The sequence below is a fragment of the Staphylococcus sp. FSL K6-3157 genome (genome assembly GCF_038005145.1).
GTDB classification, from domain to species: domain Bacteria; phylum Bacillota; class Bacilli; order Staphylococcales; family Staphylococcaceae; genus Staphylococcus; species Staphylococcus equorum.
On the sequence record NZ_JBBOSM010000001.1, the window covers coordinates 2,756,561 to 2,773,065 of the forward strand.

Genomic DNA, 16,505 nt, shown 5'->3' on the forward strand with positions numbered 1-16,505 from the left:
AAAATAGTCAGTCTCTGAGCTAACAATGTTTCAGATAAATGAAAAATCCCCCCTAAAATTTAGATTTTTAAGTCTAATTTATAGGGGGGATTCAAATTGTGGTCGTATCACATTTATTAAAGATAGAGTACTTTAATTATCTTGTGCGTTTTATCTGTATCATAATGACTTAGTCCTTTAGATATTCTTAAATTTCAGTACGTTTCCAAATTAACACTTTGTTTTCACCAGCTTGTAAACTTTCAATTGGTCCTAACAGTGTAGTATCCGTTCTCATATTTTCTACTAAATCAGTATTAATACTGATTGGCATTTCGTTCGGACTTTCAAAGTCTGCATCTACTAGTCTTACTTTAGGTAAAGTATCACTTGATTGGGTTTCTCCTTTAATTTCAAAAAATGATGGTGGTAATGAAATGTTAAGATATAAACCTTCTGATTCTTCTTCTAAAGATAATGCAGGATTAAAGTTCTCATCTATTAAATTATTTTCTTCTTTTTCAAAGTGTTTGGCTTTATTGAAATAAGCATTATTGTTAATAAAAACAGGTTGTTTTATTTTATGATACGCTTGGTGATCTCCTTCTTCTTGAGAGACCAAATACTTATATTCTTCTAAAGATGTTGTATAACCATTATACAGTTCCGTTCCAATATTATTTACAGCATTTTTCCCTATAAATATATTATTGTAGAATCTATCGTCTCCTCCATAGACTGGAGCAAATCCAGCGACTAATGTACTATGTGGCACATGGTAAGGCGTTGATCTATCTAGCATCAATCTATGAACCATTTCACCGTTAATAATATTATTAACGTAAGCACCACCTTGTGCATGATTATCTAAAGCGTAATCAGCAGTTAATATATTATTATCGACGAGATAAGGTCCGCTTGTCACTTCTACAAAAAGATCCCTTGTATTTTCATTAAATATATTTTTACTAATTCTTGTTCCTTGAGTTTGCCAATCAAACCACATACCTAAAGAGCAGTTATGAACGTAATTATTATAAACTTGTGTATCTAAAGCCGCATGTAGTTTAATACCAGCAATTTCATATCCGAAAAACGCTCTTCTATTACCAATATTAAAGATGTGGTTATTATATATTTCACTAAAAGCGCACCCTAAATGTCCCACAATAGCATTTTGTCCACAATCGCTAATTTTATTATTTCTAATGATGTGTGAACCTATCGTTTCTTTATTCCAATCAGCGTTAACAGCACTAAAAACTGTTTCTATTTGGTATTGATAGCCAGGTTTATCTTTTCTAATTGAACTAAAGTTTTGTCCGGTAGATATCTCTTTACCAATTGAAACACCACTACACATTGAATCATGTATATAATTATTTTCTACGATCCATTTTTTACTCCAATTCGTATCAATCAAACCAGTTTGTTTAGCTGTAGGTGGAGACCATTGTGTTGCAGCGTGCGCTAATTCAAAATTACGAATCGTTATATAATTAGTATGTGTTTGATTTGGCGAAAATACGTGTTCTCTGACGTTGATTTCTATTAATTCTTCATTTGGATTATTGTTTTGAAAATTAGCGTAAATTGTTGTACTATTTTCATTTACTTCCGCATACCATAAAAATGTCGATAAATCAGCGTAATCAAAATCAACTTCTTTTTCTGTCCAATGATCAAATACTTTTTCGATTCTTTGTGGATTTTTCAATCTATCAAAAGCACTTACTTCAAATAGTGCATAACCATTTAAATATACTTGTCCTAAAGTCTGGTTATTATCAACCTCAAGCCAATCACCAAATAATTTCACTGAAAACGGATTAAATGTTTTGAATAATTGATTAGGCACTTCTACTTTCCATATATTTCCTTCTACAAGATGCCAATCGTTTATTTCTTCAGAGCCTTTTATAGTAACTTTTTCATTTTTTGCACTTTCAAATGTAATTCTGCGAGACTCGCTTGATCCTGAATTTATGTCGTTTATTTCTTCTCTATATGTGCCTTCATGAACAATTACAGTATCACCTGGTAATGCGAGCGATGCTGCTTTATTGATTGTTAACAACGGTTCTTCTTTATTCCCACTTGAAAAATCTGATCCTGTTTTAGCTACATATAATTTTTTTGTCATAATATAACCTCCGCTTATTTATATATTTGTTTATTTCTCAGTTCGCCCACTTCATTATTTCTTATTTGTTTCTTAACTTTTCCTATGAATTTTTCATAATTTAAAAAGAATGTAAAAATTAAAATTAATGTGACCATAGCTAATGGGAAGTATATTTGCATCGCTTTTATCGCAAAAATTGTTTTTTCTGACTGCATTGCTGTACCTGCAACATATCCACCGATAGACAATGACCACCCCACAATAGCTGATTGTAATCCTGATCCAATCTTCATCCCAGCACTAGCTAAACTAAACACCGATCCTTGTACTGGAACACCTGTTTTCCAATATATAATATCGCCAATATCTGCAACGATACCGCTTAATGCAGCGGTAAATGGAACTAATCCAACACCATGAATAGCTAGTCCTATAACTAGCATAGTTAAATTCTCTGAAAATACAGCCATTACAACATATGAAATGATTGAGATGATTATACCAATAATGATACTCTGCTTAATCCCAACTTTCTCAGCAAATTTAGCTGCAAATAGTAAGCCCAAAATTGTAGGAACCAAAGTAGCAATACTTAAAATTGCCATAATGTTTGGATCATTAAATATATAAGTAGCGTAATAAATTCTCATACTATTATCTGTTTGACGTAAGTACCAAAGTAAATAAAGAATAATCGCAATAATAAAGTATTTTTCTGTGATTAACACTTTAAGAATTAAGGTAAACGGTATACGTTTATTTGTTTCCTTGTTAGTATTGTCATTTGTATTTTTACTTGTTTCTTTATATTGCTTAGTTGCAACGTTTCTTTCTTTTACAAAATAACCTGTAATCATTAATGGTATAGCACATAATGCAGCATAAATTATTGCTGTATATGTCCAACCTTGCTGATTACCTCCAAATCCAGAAACTAAAAACGTCGTGAATGTTGTGATACATAATACACTAAGATTAGAGAAAATAAAGCGAATACTACCTAATGAAATACGATCAGTTTCATTCTTTGTCATGAACGACACAAGTGAAGAATACGCAACGTTATTAGCAGTGTAAAAAACGAATGATATCAAGGAGTATACTACGAATATATAAGTTATTTTTCCAGTATCTCCAAGTGATTGTGGCACGTTAAATAATAAAAAGGTTAAAATACCTAATATAGGAGCAGTCCAAAATACCCATGGCTTTGCCTTACCCATTTTTGTATTTGTATTGTCAATAATACTTCCCATAAATAAATCCGAAAACCCATCTGCAAATCGACAAATTAGAATGATAGTACCAATAACAGCACCAGCAATACCCACTACATCAGTCATATAAATTGTTATAAAAGATGCAATAAAGGTCCAACTATAATTTGCTCCAAAATCCCCAATACCAAAAGTAATTTTCTCTGGCATTCCTAATCGTTCATTCTTATCACTTTGTTTAGAATCATAACTATCGGACATAACCCCACCCCATTAATTTTTAATGTATGTCTGCTCATAGATGATTAACAAAACAACTATTCATAAATTAGAATGTCCAAACCAGTAATATGTATAGTTATTTTTACACGTTAACTTTTAGCGATTCCCCCTTATTTTGGTTGGTTTGTTAATTTAACTAACCAAATTAATGTAAATATACCACCTCGCAACTTTTTTGTAAACGCTTTCTCTTTTCTGGATATATTTCTTTTTTTTTATTAATTATATTTTATGTGTAATATTAAATATTATGTTCGCTTGAGATTATCACTATTTGCTCTTTTTTATTTTTTAAAAAAATGCTGACAAGGCTTTGTGTCTTACTTCTGTAGAATTTCGTCACCAACATAACTTATAACTAAATTTATTAAATTGTGTTAATCTTTTTATGATAGACTGCTCATTTATATCTTTACTTTGATATTTTATAATGTATAAAACTTTATAAAGGTATGCGTAAGTATAAATTTAAATTAAATAATAGCATTCACAATTAATATGAATCCTAGGCCTAATACAGATAGCAATGATTCTAGCAATGACCATGTTAAAAACGTTTCTTTCATACTTAAATCGAAATACTCTTTAAACATCCAAAATCCTGCATCATTAACATGTGAACAAAATACACTGCCTGCGCCAATAGCGAGTACAATTAGCGAGATATTTACGTCACTCGATTGTATTAATGGTAATACAATTCCTACTGACGATAGCGCCGAAACGGTAGAAGATCCTAAGGCTAAGCGCAATATAGCTGTCGCTAACCAAGCTAAAATAATAGGAGACATTTCAGTACCTTGGAATAATTTAGATATTGTATCACCTACTCCACCATCAATTAATACTTGTTTAAACACACCGCCTCCACCAATGATTAAAAGCAACATAGCTATAGGCGTAATCGCATTTGAAACAGTTGTCATAATTTGATTCATAGACTGCTTTCTTTTAATCCCCATAGTATAAATCGCAAAAAGAACTGCTATAAGCATAGCCGTGGTTGAAGAACCAATAAAATAAATGAAACCTTCGAGTCCATTAGCCTTACCATCTTCATGACCAGTTATCAATTGCACTGCTGTTGCTAACAACATTAAGATTACAGGGCTTAATGCAGTTAATAAACTTAACCCAAAACTGGGCATATTATTTTCTTCAAATGTTCTAATTTCTCCAATACTAGCTCTTTTTCCCATTTTTGAAAATGCAGTTGGCGCAATTTTATATGCTAATTTTGTATAAAATGATCCAACAATAATTGTTAGCGGAATTCCTATAATCATACCGTACATTAATACTTGTCCTACATTTGCATGAAGTGCTTGTGATACAGCTACTGGACCTGGGTGAGGTGGCAAAAAACCATGTGTTATAGCTATTGAAATCGTCATAGGTAATCCAACCGTAAGATTAGAAATATTCATTCTTTTTGCTAATGTGAAAACAAGTGGTATTAGCAATACAAACGCTACCTCTAAAAACAATGAAATACCTATGATAAATGATGCAATCAACATTGCCCATGTCACGTATTTTTCACCAAATGCATTTATCAGTTCGTCTGCGATTTTAGTCGCACCACCACCATCTGATAGTAATTTACCTAGAATGGATCCTAAACCAAATATAATTGCAATGCTTCCAAGTGTTTCCCCCATGCCTTTTTCAACTGATGATACAATTTTATCTATCGGTATACCCAGAATAATCCCTGTTACCATAGAGGTAAGTATCAATGCGATAAAAGTATTTAGTTTCAATACAATAATTAATATAAGTAAAATAGATACTCCAATAGCTACACCTATTAGTGGCCATATTTCTTCAAACATTTTAATCTCCCTCTTCCTAAGTAATTGTTCTAATATTATTTTTTATAAAATTTATTAACTTGAAAGTAAAATTTTATAATTATTGAAATCGCTTACAAATATAAGTGCATCTTATTATAGTTTGTTTTTATTTTCAAATTATTTCTTTTTATTTTTTATTTTTTCGTTTGTTTTCAATGATTAGTTGACAAACGAAAATTCGATGTTAGGGTTGAAATATATTGATAGCGTTTTCATTTTAATTTTTTATAAATCTTAAATAGCTTTATTAATTTATAATCACTTAATCTAAATGATTCCATTATTTAGATTTTGAGTATTTCAATTATTAGGAGGATAAATTATGACAATTAACTTTGGATGCCAAGGATCAACTTGGGTGCTAGATTATGATGTAGCAGCAGATAAAATGGATCAGGTCATGAATGATATTGAAAGTGCTGGACTTGTAGGTGTTGATGTACAAATCACTTTACTCGGTAAATATCAAAACGAACCCAACAAATTAAAAGAAGAACTTGATCGTAGAGGTCTAAAGTTAGCGGCATTAACAATACCTCACGCCTTTGAAGGTGGACATGCATCTGAAAAAGAACAAGCACTCGAAAATCATTTTTTTGAATATCTTAAGCATTTCCCTGGTGCCATTATGAACGTGCCATCAAGAAGTGGAGAAAACCGTAATCATTTACTACAAAGACAGCAAGAAATAATAAAAGGAGCTAATCATCTTGGAAAACGTGCATATGAAGAACACGGTATAATAACTTCAATGCATCCGATTTCTTATGAAACATCATACTGGAAGTATAAAGAAGATTATGAAGTTCTTTTTAACGGTTTAGATTCTAAATATATGGGATATACACCAGACGCTGGTCACATTGCAATGGGTGGCATGAACGCACCTGAAATAATAAAAGAAGCATTACCATTGATAAAACACGTTCACTTTAAAGATGTTTCACAGGATTTGATATGGAAGAACATGGGTGAAGGAAATATAGATTTAACAAAATGCACAGATATTTTAAAAAATAATGATTATGAAGGTTGGATAATTTTAGAAGATGAGATTGGTGAAGAGCATACAAATACGACTCAAGTTGTTAAAGACCTAGGAAATTATGCGAAACAAAATCTTCAACCAATTATAAGTAAATAATAATTTTTCAAATTAAAATTCATAATTAAGTATTTCACTAAACTTATTAAAATTAGGAGTGTTTAATATGAAAATAGGATTTATTGGATTAGGTATTATGGGTAAACCAATGGCACTTCATATAATTAAAAGTGGCTTTGAAACTTATCTTTTTGATATAAATACAAATGCAGTTAATGAATTAAATGCACTTGGAGGTAATGCATGTAGCTCAGTTAAGGAAATCGCTGAAAATAGTGAAATTATTATCACGATGCTTCCTACATCGCAACATGTTTCAGAAGTATTGTTTTCTGAAGATGGTATTGCCAATAATAGCGCTCCAGAAACAATTGTTATCGATATGAGTTCCGTATCTACTGAAGATTCCAAAATGTTTTCAAGTAAATTAAAAGCATTTGGTATTTATTGTATGGATGCACCAGTAAGTGGTGGAGAACCAATGGCTTTGGAAGGAAAACTTTCAATAATGGTGGGAGGAGATGAAAGGCATTTTAAAAAAGCTCTTCCTTTATTCCAAGAAATAGGAGAAAACATTGTTCATTTTGGAGAAAATGGCAATGGCTCTGCAGCTAAATTGGCCAATCAAATAATAGTAAGTGCCAATCTTGCAGCTCTTTCAGAAGCATGTGTTTACGCAAGTAAATCAGGCATCGACTTAAACAAACTTTTTGAAGCACTTAATGGTGGACTAGCTGGTAGCGCAATAATGGATGCTAAAATGCCTTCTATAATTAGCGGGAATTACGAGCCAGGTGGAAAAATAGAAACGAACTTTAAAGATTTAGGGAATATACAGCAATCCGCAAATGCGATAGGTGTACCCTTGCCTGTTACCAACTTAGTAAAAGAGATTTTCAGTTCAGAAATGGTGAATGGAAATGGTAAAAAAGACCATTCTTTTATTATTGATTTCTTTGAAAAAATGGCCAATCATAAAATACCCGTAACGAGTAATTAAAGAATCAAATAAAACACCTTCGTTGAATTCATTTTAATATACGAATTCAACGAAGGTGTTTTTTCACGTGAAACTTGCTATTTAAAAAAATACATACTTAATAACATAATGATTAAAAAACCGCCTACGATTAATATGAAAGTATATATAAATGTCAGGGTATTTCTAAGTTTTGTAGTATTAACCTCATTAGGATCTTCACCATTCATAAAAGCTACGATTCGATCGTAAGTTTGCATATTATTAGACTTCTTAATTAAATCTACTTTGATAGAAGCGTACATCGCAATAATAAATAGCACAACCTCAATGACTATGCCAATCGTTCCCCAATAATAAATTGCTGGACCAAATAAAATCGCTGCTAATAACATCGGCCACACCATTAAATGTGACCACAAGTTAAAGTTCGTTTGCTTTAATTTCTGTTCCATAATCTCCACATCTCCTGTGACTAAATCGTCTAAAGAAACATCAAACAATGAACTAAGCATAAGTAAATTATGAACATCTGGATAACTCTTATCATTCTCCCAATTAGAAATTGTTTGTCGTGAAACATATAATTTCTCAGCTAAATCTTCTTGAGATAAATAATCACGCTGTCTGAAATACTTAATTTGAGAACCTAAATTCATTGTCATGCTCCTTTAACTTGAGATTAATATGGAAATTATTATTAGACTACCAAAGTTCTTTGACGTATGCACCTTTTCAATTGTAAAAATGTTTTTACACCCTATGATATCAACGTTTTTAAGACTACCTTTAGACAGCACAAAGGGAGCGAGATAGAAATCAAAATCTGATTCCGTATTTCGCTCCCTAAAGACTAATTAACTATTATCCAAATACTGCCAATATGAGAACTTAAGTTGCTTGTTGCTGATATTGAATTTGGTGATCTAATTCAAATTCTTCACCTGCAGTGATTTTCTTATATTGATAACCAAAGTACAGAATCCATAGTATCGTCAGGCCAAACGCTAACACATAGCTTAATGTAAGATCTAATCCTAAACCAATTGGCTGACTAAGAATATACGTAAATATATTCCATGTCATGAACACGGCTGGTATTGCTGCAACCCAGAAATTCTTTTTAGCCATGAGTAGATACATAGCCCCTACCCATAAAGCAACAGTGGCGGTTGTTTGGTTAGCCCAAGAGAAATAACGCCAAAGTACTGTAAAATCTACTTGAGTCAAACCGAAACTAATTACAAATAATGGTGCAGCTACGATAATTCTTTTTACAATACTACGTTGGCCATAATTTAAATAATCCGCAATAATCATTCTGGCACTACGGAAAGATGTGTCCCCACTTGTAATCGGTAAGATGATTACGCCTAATACTGCAATTGTTCCAAATACAGAACCTAATAATAGATGAGAAGCTTCACTTACTACTAATGCTGCCTCACCACGGGCTAATACATCACTAAGTCCATTGTAACCATTAAATAGACTCATGCCTGCTGCTGCCCAGATCATAGCGATAATCCCTTCAGCAATCATCATCCCGTAAAAGATAAAACGACCATTATTTTCTTTTTTCGTTGTTCTAGAAATAATTGGCGTTTGAGTCGCATGGAAACCAGATAATGCGCCACAAGTAATCGTGAAGAATAATAATGGGAAAATAGACGCCCCATCAGGATGCATGTTTTTTAAGTTAATCTCTGGAATCGGTGCGCCCGTTTGAATAAGACGGAACCCTATACCAACCGCACTGATTAATAATAATGCCCCAAATATTGGATAAATACGACCAATAATTTTATCAATAGGTAAAATTGTAGAAAGAACGTAATAAACAAAAATAACAAAAATAATGATACCTAAAGCAATACGTCCGTCTAATAAATTATGTAATAATAATGCCGGACTTGTAACAAATACTGTCCCTGTTAAAAGTAATAATAAAATAGAAAAGATATTAACAAAGTGTTTCATCACTTTTCCTAAAAACTTACCAGCAAGCTCAGGTAAATGAGCCCCTTTATTTCTGATTGAAATCATCCCAGTTAAATAATCATGAACCGCCCCTGCAAAAATACAACCCACAACAATCCAAATAAATGCGACAGGCCCATAAAGTGCTCCCATAATTGGTCCGAAAATAGGACCAACACCTGCGATGTTTAATAATTGAATCAGTGAATTAGATGATGTCTTCATCGGTAAGTAATCGACATCGTCTCTCTGATGAAATGCTGGTGTCGGTCGTTCTACTTTCGTGCCAAACATCTTATCGATGTATTTACCATAAGTGAAATAACCTATAACTAATAAAATAATAGATACGATAAACGTAATCATATTATCATCCCCCCTTTAGATAATGTGTAAGCGTTTTCTTAATTTAATCACAGTTTCTGATTTATCACAATATTACAATGGAATTTTTATATTAACTTAATAAAATTTAAACATAAAAAGACTGTTAGATTTCCAATTAGGATTCTAACAGTCAGTGATTTAATCTAGGATCTATTTCCCAGATTGTTTTATTTTGGTTATATTAACGTTTGTATAATTTAATCTTTATTTCATAATAGTCGTCATGATCTTTAGCTTGATGTTCATACTTAATACCGCTTTTTTCAATACTTTCAAGACTTTTACCAACTGCATCACGTGCGTCAGTTAAGTCTTTTTCAAATCCAAATGTTTGAGCCGTCACCTTTTCAGGGCCAACTTTTTGTTTCACTCGTGCTTCTGTTTGTTTTACATTTAGCTTCTGGCTAATAACAGTTTCAACCATTATTTCTTGATCTTCTTCTGATAAACTTAACATTGCACGAGCGTGACGTTCAGTAATCTTACTTTCACGTAAACGTTCGATGACTTTAGGTGCTAATTTTAATAAACGCAGTTTATTAGCTATGAAACTTTGACTTTTACCAACACTTTTAGCTAATTCACTCTGTGTGGTATCCCCGATTTCCAATAACTTTTTATATGCTTCCGCTTCTTCAACGACAGATAGGTTTTCACGTTGAATATTTTCAATAAGTGCAACCACTGCAGTCTCTTCATCATCTAAATATCTAATAATGACTTCTGCGTGTGTTTTACCAAGTGATTGAAACGCTCTAAATCTACGTTCACCAGCAATAATTTCAAACATATCTTCTTCTATTGGACGTACGACGATAGGCTGTAACAAACCATGTTCTTCTATTGATTCTGCGAGTTCTTTTATCTTATTTGGCTCAAATACTTGTCTTGGTTGATAACGGTTTGGCACAATACGTTCGATATGAATAGATTCAACGCTATTATTATGATCTTCTTCAATATAACCAACAATGTCATCTTTGTTCTTTAAACCAAATAATTTAGAAAAAGGTTTCTTCATTTTCCATGCGCTCCCTCTAAATTAATTGTATTGATTTGCATTTACTTGTTAAGCAATGGAGACTTATTCGGTGTTCCTGGTTTTCTAGGATACTTCTTAGGTGTCTGACTTCTCTTGTCTATAAGGATCATTTGTCTCTCGCCTGCTTCTTCTGGCAATTCATATGAAATTGTTTCTCGAACTTTACCACCCAAGATACCTAAACCGAAACGTGCTTCTTCTAATTCTTCTTCACCTTTAGAAGATTTTAAAGCGATGAATTGACCGCCTTTCTTAACTAAAGGCAGACACAATTCACTTAATACTGAAAGTCTAGCAACAGCACGTGCAGTTACGATATCATAAGACTCCCTGTAGACTCCTTTGCCAAACGTTTCGGCACGATCGTGCACGAAATTTACGTTTTCAAGGTCTAGCGCTTCCGCTAATTGATTCAAAAATTTTATACGTTTATTTAACGAATCTACAATTGTAACTTTTAAATTCGGATAAATAATTTTCAAAGGAATGCTTGGGAAACCAGCACCAGCACCTATATCACAGATTGTTAATTCTTTAGTCAAATCCGTATAAAAACTTGGCGCAATTGAATCATAAAAATGTTTCAAATACACTTCATGTTCTTCAGTGATACTTGTTAAATTTATTTTTTCATTCCATTCAACAAGCATTTGATAATACGTTTGAAATTGTCGTTGTTGTTCTTCAGAAAGTTCTATTCCTTGTGTACTGAGTTGCTTAGTTAACCATTCTACACTCATCTTAATTTTTCACCCTTTGGATTTTTCCTTGTTCAAGAAAAACAAGTAAAATTGAGATATCAGCTGGATTCACACCAGATATACGAGAAGCTTGCGCAATGTTTAATGGCTTAACTTCTGTTAATTTTTCACGCGCTTCAGTCGCTAAACTATCTACCACACTGTAATCTAAGTCTTCTGGAATTTTTTTCTCTTCCATACGTTTTACTTTTTCAACTTGTTGTAACGACTTGTTGATGTAGCCTTCGTATTTCGTTTGAATTTCTACTTGTTCTTCAACATCAGATGGAAGTGCATGTGATTCATCCAGAATTTCAAGAATTAGGTCGTAAGTCATTTCAGGACGACGTAACAATTCTAATGCTAAAATACCATCTTTCAAGCGAGAACCACCTTGTGCTTCAATAATTTCTTGAACGCGATCATGTGGTTTCACTCGGATGCTAGCTAAACGTTCTTGTTCTGATTTTATCATGTCTCGTTTTGCATTAAAACGTGCATAACGCTCTTCAGAAATCATTCCTAATTCATGACCTAAATCAGTTAGACGTAAATCTGCGTTATCATGTCTTATTAATAGACGGTACTCTGCACGAGAAGTTAATAAACGGTAAGGTTCATTTGTACCTTTTGTAACAAGATCATCAATTAATACGCCGATATATGCGTCAGAACGGCTTAATACAACTTCATCTTTATTTTGTACTCTAGCTGCTGCATTAATACCAGCCATAATACCTTGTCCAGCCGCTTCTTCATAACCTGATGTACCGTTGATTTGACCAGCAGTGTACAAGTTTTTGATTTTTTTAGTTTCAAGTGTTGGCCATAATTGTGTAGGTACGAGTGCATCGTATTCAATTGCATATCCCGCACGCATCATGTCTGCTTTTTCTAGACCAGGGATTGTTTCTACCATTTGTCTTTGTACATGTTCTGGAAGACTTGTAGATAATCCTTGTACGTAAACTTCATTCGTATTACGTCCTTCTGGTTCTAAGAATAATTGGTGACGTGGTTTATCGTTGAAACGCACAAATTTATCTTCAATTGATGGACAATATCTTGGACCTGTACCTTTAATCATTCCTGAATACATTGCTGATAGATGTAAATTATCATCAATCACTTGGTGTGTATCAGCATTTGTATATGTTAACCAACATGGTAATTGATCTAAGATGTATTCAGTAGTTTCAAAACTAAACGCCCTACCTACATCATCACCTGGTTGGATTTCAGTTTTAGAATAATCAATTGTTTTCGCATTTACACGAGGTGGTGTACCTGTCTTAAATCTAACAACTTCGAAGCCAAGGTTTCTTAAATTATCAGCTAATGAAATAGATGGTAATTGGTGGTTAGGCCCACTTGAATATTTCATGTTTCCTAAGATGATTTCACCACGTAAAAATGTACCTGTTGTAATAATAACTGCCTCTGCCCAGTATTCTGTTCCAATATTAGTACGTACGCCTTTAATCACATCATCTTCAATCATTAAGTCATCTACCATGCCTTGCATAATATCAAGGTTTTCTTCATCTTCAATCACTTTTTTCATTTCTTGTTGATACAATACTTTATCTGCTTGTGCACGTAATGCTCTCACTGCTGGGCCTTTACCCGTGTTTAACATACGCATTTGTATGTGCGTTTTATCAATCGTTTTGGCCATTTGTCCACCTAAGGCATCTATTTCACGCACGACGATTCCTTTTGCCGGTCCACCAACTGATGGATTACATGGCATAAACGCGATATTATCTAAGTTAATTGTTAACATCAGCGTTTTTGCACCACGTCGAGCTGAAGCAAGTCCTGCTTCAATACCAGCATGCCCGGCTCCTATTACTATTACATCATATTCTTGAGCCATACTATTTTCCTCCTTATTATTTTCCTAAACAGAACTGACTAAATAATTGATCTATCAATTCATCACTTGCGGATTCTCCAATGATTTCACCTAATATTTCCCAAGTTCTCGTTAAGTCAATTTGAATCATATCCATTGGTATATCTGATTCTGCTGCATCTATTGCATCTTGAATTGTATTTCTAGCCTCTTTTAACAATGAAATATGCCTTGAATTAGATACATACGTCATATCTTGATTTTGAACATCGCCACCAAAGAATAAATCTCTAATCTGTATTTCTAATTGATCTATTCCTTCTTGCTTTAACATAGAAGTTTCGATTAACGGCATATCTCCAACCATTGCCTTAACTTCATCTATATCTAATTGTTTATCTAAATCCATTTTATTTACAATAACAATCGCGTCTTCATTTTTGATTACTTCATAAAGTTTACGGTCTTCTTCAGAGAGTGCTTCATTATAATTTAATACAAATAAGATTAAGTCAGCCTCGCCCAATGCTTTTCGAGAACGTTCAACACCTATGCGCTCTACAATATCTTCAGTTTCACGAATACCTGCTGTATCTACTAATCTTAGTGGTACGCCTCGAACGTTGACGTATTCTTCTAATGTATCTCTTGTCGTTCCTGGCACTTCTGTAACAATAGCTTTATTATCTTGGATTAGATTATTAAGCATTGATGATTTACCAACATTTGGTTTACCAACAATTACTGTAGATAAGCCTTCTCTCATAATCTTACCTTGCGTACCAGTTTCTAATAATTTATTAATCTCTGTTTTAATTTCATTTGATTTACCTAATAAAAATTCTGTAGTAGCGTCCTCTACGTCATCATATTCTGGGTAATCTATATTAACTTCGACTTGTGCAAGGATTTCGAGAATGGATTGTCGCTGTCGCTTAATCATATCACTCAAACGGCCTTCTATTTGATTCATTGCAACTTTTGATGCACGATCGGTTTTAGAACGAATAAAATCCATTACCGCTTCCGCTTGAGATAAATCAATACGTCCATTTAAGAACGCACGTTTCGTAAATTCTCCTGGCTCAGCCATACGTGCCCCATTACTCATTGTTAATTCAAGCACTCTATTAATTGTTAAAATACCACCGTGACAGTTGATTTCAACAATATCTTCACGCGTAAAAGTCTTCGGTGCACGTAGCACAGAAACCATTACTTCCTCTATAACTTCTTCTGATTCCGGGTCAATAATATGACCATAATTAATTGTATGAGATGTTACGTCTACAAGTTTTTGTTTTCCTTTAAATAACTTGTCAGCAACGTTAACTGCATCAGCACCAGATAAACGTACAATACCTATCGCACCTTCGCCCATTGGCGTGGATATACTCGTTATTGTATCTAAATCCATCATCCATCTCGCCTCCTTTATTGTCTAAATTTTATCATTATAATATTGTAAAGAGTTTCCTATCAAAAAGCGAACATCTTGATTGAAAAAATACACAGTTAGTCTTAGGTTTGTCTGAGGTTAGACTGACGACAGTCTAATTAACCGCTCCCCTACCCTACTTAGATACGCTTATTAAAAGCCTTGGCTATTTTCAATACATGTTCAAGACTCGCTTGAATTTGTAACGTATCCATATCTTTAGCTGGCTTCCTCGCTATTACTACAATATCTAATGGTAGCATGTCTTCTTTGTGTACCTTGAAGTTTTCACGAATAGCTCTTTTAATACGGGTTCTGACTACAGCATTACCTATTTTTTTAGAAACACTTATTCCTAGGCGGAAATGCTCTAAATTTTTGTTGGGTTTTGTGTATACTACAAATTGTCTGTTAGCGACTGATTTCCCTTTTTTATAAATAAATTGAAAATCACCATTCTTTTTAATTCGATACGCTTTTTCCACCAACCATCACTCACTTATCTCTTCATTGGATGTATTATATTTTATATATGTTTAATCTATATCACTAATTTTCTTAAATTACTAACGAAAATTAACGTAATTTCCTGTCATTTTCCTTCATTAAAACCAAAAAAAAGACCACTGATGAGTCAGTGATCTTATGCTGATAGTACTTTGCGGCCTTTACGACGACGACGCGCCAAAACTTTACGACCATTTTTTGTGCTCATGCGTTTTCTGAAACCATGAACTTTACTATGTTTACGTTTATTTGGTTGATAAGTACGTTTTACCATGCAAAAACACCTCCATCTTTATTCGGTTATCTAACTATTATAATAGATAAATTAATATACGCTTCTGCTCTTAAGTCTTGATTTAACTGTTATTAATTTCTAGTCATAATTCAAGCAACTTCTACAATATAACAAAATATATTTTATAAAGCAAGCATCAATTTGAGTCTTTGCGATTTTATAGGCAAAATCAAAACACTTCCAAATTCAATTGCATATAAGGAAGTGTTGAATTATAAATTCCCTAACTTCACCCTATTATAGTAGAAACATCACTATCTAAAAAATAAACCGCATTACCTTCATTTTTCTTTATACATTTTCCATACAATCTTTATAAATTATTTCCCAAGCTCACAAATGGCTAAATTTTTGATATACTGTTTGTTCCTCTAAGTTATCCACTTATGCACAGTTACGTTTTCTATTTTTGTGGATAATATATATGTTATTAACAAGATTATCTACGTTTTAACAACATATTCACAGCCATTTGACATTGGTCATTGTTAAAAAGTATAATTGTGTGGATAAGTCATGTAAATATTGATAGATACAGGGTTTACTTTATTGAATTATATACTAAACAGCTGTGTATAAATCATAGTTAGTAAATAGTTATCCACTGATTGTGTGTAACTTGTGGATAATTATCAACATGCTGTGATTAGTTTTATTTAAGCCTGTTGTTTTTGTGTATAACTTTTAAAATTTATGAAAGTTGGAGTTTATTCAT

The 16,505-nt window shown here is 32.9% G+C and carries 13 protein-coding genes; 2 read left to right on the plus strand and 11 right to left on the minus strand.

Annotated features, from left to right (window positions below; genetic code table 11):
- Positions 1–187: 187 nt before the first annotated feature.
- The 3 genes from MHB47_RS13265 to MHB47_RS13275 form a co-directional block, all read right to left on the minus strand.
- Positions 188–2,122: a right-handed parallel beta-helix repeat-containing protein gene (locus MHB47_RS13265; RefSeq protein ID WP_340757228.1), complete on the minus strand. Its 1,935-nt coding sequence runs from the start codon at positions 2,120–2,122 to the stop codon at positions 188–190.
- Positions 2,123–2,136: 14 nt separating this feature from the next.
- Entirely contained in the window at positions 2,137–3,582 is a 1,446-nt protein-coding gene (locus tag MHB47_RS13270; RefSeq protein ID WP_340757230.1) for an MFS transporter, read from the minus strand.
- Between the two features lie 494 nt (positions 3,583–4,076).
- Positions 4,077–5,438, minus strand: coding sequence for a gluconate:H+ symporter (locus tag MHB47_RS13275; RefSeq protein ID WP_340757232.1), 1,362 nt, complete (start codon positions 5,436–5,438; stop codon positions 4,077–4,079).
- 343 nt (positions 5,439–5,781) lie between these two features.
- Between MHB47_RS13275 and MHB47_RS13280 the strand changes: the two genes are divergently transcribed.
- A complete protein-coding gene (locus MHB47_RS13280) occupies positions 5,782–6,603 on the plus strand; it encodes a sugar phosphate isomerase/epimerase family protein (RefSeq protein WP_340757236.1) in 822 nt (273 codons plus the stop codon).
- A 67-nt stretch (positions 6,604–6,670) separates the two neighbouring features.
- A complete protein-coding gene (locus MHB47_RS13285) occupies positions 6,671–7,564 on the plus strand; it encodes an NAD(P)-binding domain-containing protein (protein WP_340757237.1) in 894 nt (297 codons plus the stop codon).
- Positions 7,565–7,641: 77 nt separating this feature from the next.
- On the opposite strand, the gene MHB47_RS13290 is transcribed toward MHB47_RS13285, so the two are convergent.
- From MHB47_RS13290 to rpmH, 8 genes are all read right to left on the minus strand, one after another.
- Positions 7,642–8,202 carry a helix-turn-helix domain-containing protein gene (locus tag MHB47_RS13290; protein ID WP_340757239.1) on the minus strand — a complete coding sequence of 187 codons (561 nt, stop codon included), beginning with the start codon at positions 8,200–8,202 and terminating at the stop codon, positions 7,642–7,644.
- Between the two features lie 232 nt (positions 8,203–8,434).
- Positions 8,435–9,889 carry a carbon starvation CstA family protein gene (locus tag MHB47_RS13295; RefSeq protein ID WP_340757241.1) on the minus strand — a complete coding sequence of 485 codons (1,455 nt, stop codon included), beginning with the start codon at positions 9,887–9,889 and terminating at the stop codon, positions 8,435–8,437.
- A 202-nt stretch (positions 9,890–10,091) separates the two neighbouring features.
- Positions 10,092–10,931 (minus strand): ParB/RepB/Spo0J family partition protein, encoded by an 840-nt coding sequence (locus MHB47_RS13300; RefSeq protein ID WP_107516578.1) that lies wholly within the window; start codon positions 10,929–10,931, stop codon positions 10,092–10,094.
- A gap of 41 nt (positions 10,932–10,972) precedes the next feature.
- Positions 10,973–11,692 (minus strand): 16S rRNA (guanine(527)-N(7))-methyltransferase RsmG, encoded by a 720-nt coding sequence (rsmG, locus tag MHB47_RS13305; protein ID WP_002506210.1) that lies wholly within the window; start codon positions 11,690–11,692, stop codon positions 10,973–10,975.
- A 1-nt stretch (position 11,693) separates the two neighbouring features.
- Positions 11,694–13,571 (minus strand): tRNA uridine-5-carboxymethylaminomethyl(34) synthesis enzyme MnmG, encoded by a 1,878-nt coding sequence (gene mnmG, locus MHB47_RS13310; RefSeq protein WP_340757245.1) that lies wholly within the window; start codon positions 13,569–13,571, stop codon positions 11,694–11,696.
- A gap of 16 nt (positions 13,572–13,587) precedes the next feature.
- Complete coding sequence (gene mnmE, locus MHB47_RS13315; protein WP_340757350.1) at positions 13,588–14,967, minus strand: tRNA uridine-5-carboxymethylaminomethyl(34) synthesis GTPase MnmE; 1,380 nt, start codon at positions 14,965–14,967, stop codon at positions 13,588–13,590.
- 161 nt (positions 14,968–15,128) lie between these two features.
- Positions 15,129–15,473 (minus strand): ribonuclease P protein component, encoded by a 345-nt coding sequence (rnpA, locus tag MHB47_RS13320; protein WP_002511870.1) that lies wholly within the window; start codon positions 15,471–15,473, stop codon positions 15,129–15,131.
- A gap of 158 nt (positions 15,474–15,631) precedes the next feature.
- Positions 15,632–15,769, minus strand: a complete 138-nt coding sequence (rpmH, locus tag MHB47_RS13325) for a 50S ribosomal protein L34 (RefSeq protein ID WP_000240855.1) — start codon at positions 15,767–15,769, stop codon at positions 15,632–15,634.
- Positions 15,770–16,505: the final 736 nt, after the last annotated feature.

Bases quoted from the DNA above. Each gene is read 5' to 3' on its own strand.
- MHB47_RS13265 (WP_340757228.1), bottom strand. From the start codon at position 2,122: ATGACAAAAAAATTATATGTAGCTAAAACAGGATCAGATTTTTCAAGT.
- MHB47_RS13290 (WP_340757239.1), bottom strand. From the start codon at position 8,202: ATGAATTTAGGTTCTCAAATTAAGTATTTCAGACAGCGTGATTATTTA.
- MHB47_RS13285 (WP_340757237.1), top strand. From the start codon at position 6,671: ATGAAAATAGGATTTATTGGATTAGGTATTATGGGTAAACCAATGGCA.
- rsmG (WP_002506210.1), bottom strand. From the start codon at position 11,692: ATGAGTGTAGAATGGTTAACTAAGCAACTCAGTACACAAGGAATAGAA.
- MHB47_RS13300 (WP_107516578.1), bottom strand. From the start codon at position 10,931: ATGAAGAAACCTTTTTCTAAATTATTTGGTTTAAAGAACAAAGATGAC.
- MHB47_RS13275 (WP_340757232.1), bottom strand. From the start codon at position 5,438: ATGTTTGAAGAAATATGGCCACTAATAGGTGTAGCTATTGGAGTATCT.
- MHB47_RS13295 (WP_340757241.1), bottom strand. From the start codon at position 9,889: ATGATTACGTTTATCGTATCTATTATTTTATTAGTTATAGGTTATTTC.
- mnmG (WP_340757245.1), bottom strand. From the start codon at position 13,571: ATGGCTCAAGAATATGATGTAATAGTAATAGGAGCCGGGCATGCTGGT.
- MHB47_RS13270 (WP_340757230.1), bottom strand. From the start codon at position 3,582: ATGTCCGATAGTTATGATTCTAAACAAAGTGATAAGAATGAACGATTA.
- MHB47_RS13280 (WP_340757236.1), top strand. From the start codon at position 5,782: ATGACAATTAACTTTGGATGCCAAGGATCAACTTGGGTGCTAGATTAT.
- mnmE (WP_340757350.1), bottom strand. From the start codon at position 14,967: ATGGATTTAGATACAATAACGAGTATATCCACGCCAATGGGCGAAGGT.
- rpmH (WP_000240855.1), bottom strand. From the start codon at position 15,769: ATGGTAAAACGTACTTATCAACCAAATAAACGTAAACATAGTAAAGTT.